This is a genomic window from Streptomyces sp. P9(2023) (genome assembly GCF_032436795.1).
Lineage (GTDB): Bacteria > Actinomycetota > Actinomycetes > Streptomycetales > Streptomycetaceae > Streptomyces.
Genome location: NZ_JAUPWM010000340.1, coordinates 1 through 290, shown reverse-complemented (window position 1 = coordinate 290; position 290 = coordinate 1). Strand labels below are relative to the sequence as shown.

1 protein-coding gene is annotated in these 290 nt (G+C 63.1%); it reads left to right on the top strand.

The features are described from left to right. Positions 1-74 precede the first annotated feature (74 nt). Positions 75-290, top strand: a 216-nt coding sequence (locus Q5762_RS37865) for a hypothetical protein (RefSeq protein ID WP_315896850.1), incomplete at its 3' end; no start/stop codon positions are given.

Genomic DNA, 290 nt, shown 5'->3' with positions numbered 1-290 from the left:
GCCCGGCTGAGAATCTGCCGCAACTGGTCCTGAGGCGGAAAGCCGGAACTTTTCCCGCAAGGCGCGCGTTTTCAATGCAACTGAAACGAATACGCAAGGTGAAACAGATGTCCGGTAACCGCACCCTCGCTTTGGCCGCAATGGCCGCGATTGGCGGACTGGTGATTCCCGCCTCGATTGCCTTTTCCGCTATTGATTTCCGCGCCGACGAGCGCGCTGGCGCCCCGATGCCCCGCGTCTGGGCGGCCATGGCGGGTGCCGATACGCCCTCGGTGATCTCGATGGTCGCC